Source organism: Pseudomonas sp. TWI923 (assembly GCF_039673365.1).
In the GTDB taxonomy this organism is placed as follows: domain Bacteria; phylum Pseudomonadota; class Gammaproteobacteria; order Pseudomonadales; family Pseudomonadaceae; genus Aquipseudomonas; species Aquipseudomonas sichuanensis.
This window is the reverse complement of the sequence record NZ_JBDJLM010000144.1, coordinates 1-5418: the sequence shown is the minus strand read 5'-3', so window position 1 is coordinate 5418 and position 5418 is coordinate 1. Positions and strand designations below refer to the sequence as shown.

Sequence of the window (5418 nt, the reverse complement as noted above, 5' to 3'; positions counted from 1 at the left end):
GCCATCGCGGGGCAAGCCCGCTCCCACGATGCTCACGCCATGATGTGGGAGCGGGCTTGCCCCGCGATGGGCCCGCACAGGCACCACAACAACTTGATTGTGCTGATGATTCCCTTTCACCAAAGAGCAACATCGCCCCCGGATACTACGTTCCGGGCTCACGCCTGCCAATCACCTCAAACACCCCTTGGCTGAAGCATTTTTTGTGATAGGGTTCGCGCCCGCAAAAAACTGCCCTGGGGCGGCGAGACGCAGAAAAATCGTGAAAACCTCTTGGGACAAGGCCTACAGCGACTACCCAGGAATCACACACAAAGTACTCACAACTTATCCACAGGCGCTCGCCTTGCAAAGCCCCCCAGACCGCATTATCTTGTATCCCGATCGCAGCGAACCACTAGATGTTGGGGTTCGAGCAAAATCACACACACAAGTCAACAGGCAAATTCAAGCGAATTTCACCTACTGAACTTAACGTGATTCCAGCAGCCAAACCGCTCCTGCGGAGGCGACCGAGGCAAGCCCTTTCAGGGCCTTGTTCGGGCATGGGTGTTGCAGGCCAGGCCTGCCCCCATCAGCAACAGATTTTGGGTTCGCCCAAAAACTTTGACTTCGGCCAGGGAGCGGCAGGTTATTGCCCTTTATTCCTGAGTCTGTCCCGAAGTCGGTACGCCCGAGCGGACGGATGCGTGTGCTTCACGCGCATCCCCGCCTGGGCCACCAGGCAAGTGGACGGAACGGTGGGCGCCCAAAAGGCGCCTGAACACTATAGAAACTGTGGAGACACCCACCCATGCAAACCGACACAACTCGCGAGAACCCGCAGGCTCTGGCGCCGCAGGCCGAGTCCAACCAGGACCTGGCTGCCACCGCCCCAGGCCAACTGCGCGTGATCAAGCGTAACGGTACTGTCGTCCCCTACACCGACGACAAGATCACCGTGGCCATCACCAAGGCGTTCCTCGCAGTTGAAGGCGGCACCGCTGCCGCTTCGTCGCGCATCCACGACACCGTCGCGCGCCTGACCGAGCAGGTCACCGCCACGTTCAAGCGTCGCATGCCATCGGGTGGCACCATCCACATCGAAGAAATCCAGGACCAGGTCGAACTGGCCCTGATGCGCGCCGGCGAGCAGAAAGTCGCCCGCGACTACGTGATCTACCGCGACCAGCGCGCCAAAGAGCGCGCCACCCGCGCCAACACCGGCGCCGTGGTCGAGCCGCACCCAAGCATCCGCATCACCCTGGCCGACGGCAGCCTGGCGCCGCTGGACATGGCGCGCCTGAACACCATCATCAGCGAAGCCTGCGAAGGCCTGGCCGAAGTCGATGGCGAGCTGATCCAGCGCGAAACCCTGAAGAACCTCTACGACGGCGTGGCCATCAAGGACGTCAACACCGCCCTGGTGATGACCTCCCGCACCCTGGTAGAGCGTGAGCCGAACTACTCGTTCGTCACCGCCCGCCTGCTGATGGACACCCTGCGCGCCGAAGGCCTGGGCTTCCTGGGCGTGGCCGACAGCGCCACCCACCACGAGATGGCCGACCTGTACGCCAAGGCCCTGCCAGCCTACGTGGCCAAAGGTATCGAGTTCGAACTGCTCAACCCGGCCCTGGCCGACTTCGACCTGGAAAAACTGGGCAAGGCGATCAACCACGAGCGCGACCAGCAGTTCACCTACCTGGGCCTGCAGACCCTGTACGACCGCTACTTCATCCACAAGGATGGCGTGCGCTTCGAGCTGCCGCAGGTGTTCTTCATGCGTGTGGCCATGGGCCTGGCGCTGGAAGAGAAAGACAAAGAAGCCCGCGCGATCGAGTTCTACAACCTGCTGTCGTCGTTCGACTACATGGCGTCCACGCCAACCCTGTTCAACGCCGGCACCCTGCGCCCGCAGCTTTCCAGCTGCTACCTGACCACCGTGCCGGACGACCTGTCGGGCATCTACCACGCGATCCACGACAACGCCATGCTGTCGAAATTCGCCGGTGGCCTGGGCAACGACTGGACCCCGGTGCGCGCCCTGGGCTCGTACATCAAGGGCACCAACGGCAAGTCGCAAGGCGTCGTGCCGTTCCTTAAAGTCGTCAACGACACCGCCGTTGCCGTGAACCAGGGTGGCAAGCGCAAAGGCGCCGTGTGTGCCTACCTGGAAACCTGGCACCTGGACATCGAAGAATTCATCGAGCTGCGCAAGAACACCGGTGATGACCGTCGTCGTACCCACGACATGAACACCGCCAACTGGATCCCTGACCTGTTCATGAAGCGCGTCTTCGATGACGGCAAGTGGACCCTGTTCTCCCCAAGCGAAGTACCTGATCTGCACGACCTGACCGGCAAGGCCTTCGAAGAGCGCTACGAGTACTACGAAGCCCTGACCGAGTACAACAAGATCAAGGTGTTCAAGACCATCCAGGCCAAAGACCTGTGGCGCAAGATGCTGTCGATGCTGTTCGAGACCGGCCACCCGTGGCTGACCTTCAAGGACCCGTGCAACCTGCGCAGCCCGCAGCAGCACGTGGGCGTGGTCCACAGCTCGAACCTGTGCACCGAGATCACCCTGAACACCAACAAGGACGAGATCGCGGTCTGCAACCTGGGCTCGATCAACCTGCCGAACCACATCGTCGATGGCAAGCTGGACACCGCCAAGCTGCAACGCACCGTGAACACCGCCGTGCGCATGCTCGACAACGTGATCGACATCAACTACTACTCGGTACCGCAGGCGCGTAACTCGAACCTCAAGCACCGCCCTGTCGGCCTGGGCATCATGGGCTTCCAGGACGCCCTGTACCTGCAGCACATCGCCTACGGCTCCGACGCTGCCGTCGAGTTCGCCGACAAGTCGATGGAAGCGGTCAGCTACTACGCGATCCAGGCCTCCTGCGACCTGGCCGACGAGCGCGGCGCCTACGAGACCTTCCAGGGTTCGCTGTGGTCCAAAGGCATCCTGCCGCTGGATTCGCAACAGATCCTGATCGAAGCCCGTGGCCAGAAGTACATCGACGTCGACCTGACCGAAAGCCTGGACTGGGCACCGGTCCGTGCCCGCGTACAAAAAGGTATCCGTAACTCGAACATCATGGCCATCGCGCCGACCGCGACCATCGCCAACATCACCGGCGTGTCGCAGTCCATCGAGCCGACCTACCAGAACCTGTACGTGAAATCGAACCTGTCGGGCGAGTTCACCGTGATCAACCCGTACCTGGTGCGCGACCTGAAAGCCCGCGACCTGTGGGACTCGGTGATGATCAACGACCTGAAGTACTACGACGGTTCGGTGCAGCAGATCGAGCGTATCCCGCAAGAGCTCAAAGACCTGTACGCCACCGCGTTCGAAGTCGAGACCAAGTGGATCGTCGATGCCGCCTCCCGTCGCCAGAAGTGGATCGACCAGGCCCAGTCGCTGAACCTGTACATCGCCGGCGCCTCGGGCAAGAAGCTGGACGTGACCTACCGCATGGCCTGGTACCGTGGTCTGAAGACCACCTACTACCTCCGTGCCCTGGCCGCGACCAGCACCGAGAAGTCGACCATCAACACCGGCAAGCTCAACGCCGTGTCGAGCGGTGGCGACAGCGCCCCGGTCCAGGCCGCGGGCCCAGCCCCGGTACCGAAGGCTTGCGCCATCGACGAGCCGGATTGCGAAGCCTGCCAGTAAGGCTTGGCTGAGGCTTCCCCCGGGAAGCCTCTTTTTTCGTGTAGCCACACGGAACCCTGTGGGAGCGGGTTTACCCGCGAAGAGGCCGGCACTGCCGCCCCCTGCCCCACAGCCAAACACAATAGGCCCGGGCGCCAATACCCGGGCCAGCCCCTCAAAGGGCATTCAGATTTGCGTGCACTGCAGTACCCCATCCGGGGCCTAAGCACCGCAACCAAGATCCACCGGCCATACTCAAGATGGCCCTCAAGCAGGAGAACTCACCATGCTGAGCTGGGACGAATTCGATAAAGAAGACGGCGAAGTAGCCGCCAAGGGCAACACCGGCGCACAAGCCGCCGCAGCCGCCACCCTGGACAAGCTCGACAGCGCCGGCGGTGCCGCCGCCCTGGAAGCCCGCGCCGCCACCGCCTCGGACTCCGACGCCGTCAAACGCGCCAAGGCTGCCCTGGACGCCCTGGACATCGCCGAAGGCCTGGCCGAGCTGGAAGGCTCCTCGGCCCGCGTCGCCGTTGACGAAAAGCGCATGATCAACTGCCGCGCCGACCTCAACCAGCTGGTCCCGTTCAAGTACGACTGGGCCTGGCAGAAGTACCTCGACGGCTGCGCCAACCACTGGATGCCGCAAGAGGTCAACATGACCGCCGACATCGCCCTGTGGAAGAGCATGGACGGCCTGACCGAAGACGAGCGCCGCATCGTGATGCGCAACCTCGGCTTCTTCTCCACCGCCGACTCCCTGGTTGCCAACAACCTGGCCCTGGCCGTGTACCGCCTGATCACCAACCCCGAGTGCCGCCAGTACATCCTGCGCCAGGCCTTCGAAGAGGCGATCCACACCCACGCCTACCAGTACTGCATCGAGTCGCTGGGCATGGATGAAGGCGAGATCTTCAACATGTACCACGAGATCCCGTCGGTCGCTAAGAAGGCGGCCTGGGGTCTGAAGTACACCCGCGCCATCTCGGACCCGGAGTTCAACACCGGCACCGTCGAGACCGACAAAGAGCTGCTGCGCAACCTGATCGCCTACTACTGCGTACTGGAAGGCATCTTCTTCTACTGCGGCTTCACCCAGATCCTGTCCATGGGCCGCCGCAACAAGATGACCGGCGTTGCCGAGCAGTTCCAGTACATCCTGCGTGACGAGTCCATGCACCTGAACTTCGGCATCGACGTGATCAACCAGATCAAGATCGAGAACCCGCACCTGTGGGATGCGGCGATGAAGGAAGAGGCTACCCAAATGATCCTGCAAGGGACTCAGCTGGAGATCGAATATGCCCGTGACACCATGCCGCGCGGCGTGCTGGGGATGAACGCGGCGATGATGGAGGATTACCTCAAGTTCATCGCTAACCGTCGTTTGACCCAGATTGGGTTGAAGGAAGAGTATCCGGGGACTACCAACCCGTTCCCTTGGATGAGCGAGATCATGGACTTGAAGAAAGAGAAGAACTTCTTTGAGACTCGGGTGATTGAGTATCAGACTGGTGGTGCTCTGAGCTGGGATTGATTTGTCCGGCTACTCAAAGAAGGCTGCCCTCGGGCAGCCTTTTTATTGCGTTAAATTCAGCACTTTCAAAGTACTTGCGTGAGGGCCGACAGGTGTTGGTCGTGGATTTTGTAGCGCCTATCAGATCGAGCGCCGCCCGCGCGGCGCATCGCTGGCAAGCCAGCTCCCACATCTGTTTCGGGCCAGTTACTCCTGTTGTTTCATCGCTGTACGCCTTGTTGGTTCGACTCGA

At 61.4% G+C, this 5418-nt stretch carries 3 protein-coding genes; 2 read left to right on the top strand and 1 reads right to left on the bottom strand.

Features of this window, described 5'->3' with window-relative positions; translation table 11 throughout:
* The first annotated feature begins 793 nt into the window (after nucleotides 1-793).
* Together ABE459_RS25610 and ABE459_RS25605 are read left to right on the top strand one after the other, a co-directional pair.
* Nucleotides 794-3670, top strand: coding sequence for a ribonucleoside-diphosphate reductase subunit alpha (locus ABE459_RS25610; RefSeq protein WP_125462958.1), 2877 nt, complete (start codon nucleotides 794-796; stop codon nucleotides 3668-3670).
* A 265-nt stretch (nucleotides 3671-3935) separates the two neighbouring features.
* The gene (locus ABE459_RS25605; protein WP_110993000.1) at nucleotides 3936-5186 is read left to right on the top strand and encodes a ribonucleotide-diphosphate reductase subunit beta; all 1251 of its coding nucleotides are present in this window, start codon (nucleotides 3936-3938) and stop codon (nucleotides 5184-5186) included.
* 13 nt (nucleotides 5187-5199) lie between these two features.
* Here ABE459_RS25605 and ABE459_RS25600 read toward each other — a convergent pair.
* Nucleotides 5200-5418 (bottom strand): hypothetical protein (locus tag ABE459_RS25600; RefSeq protein WP_346648171.1); only part of this gene is annotated, 219 nt, incomplete at its 5' end.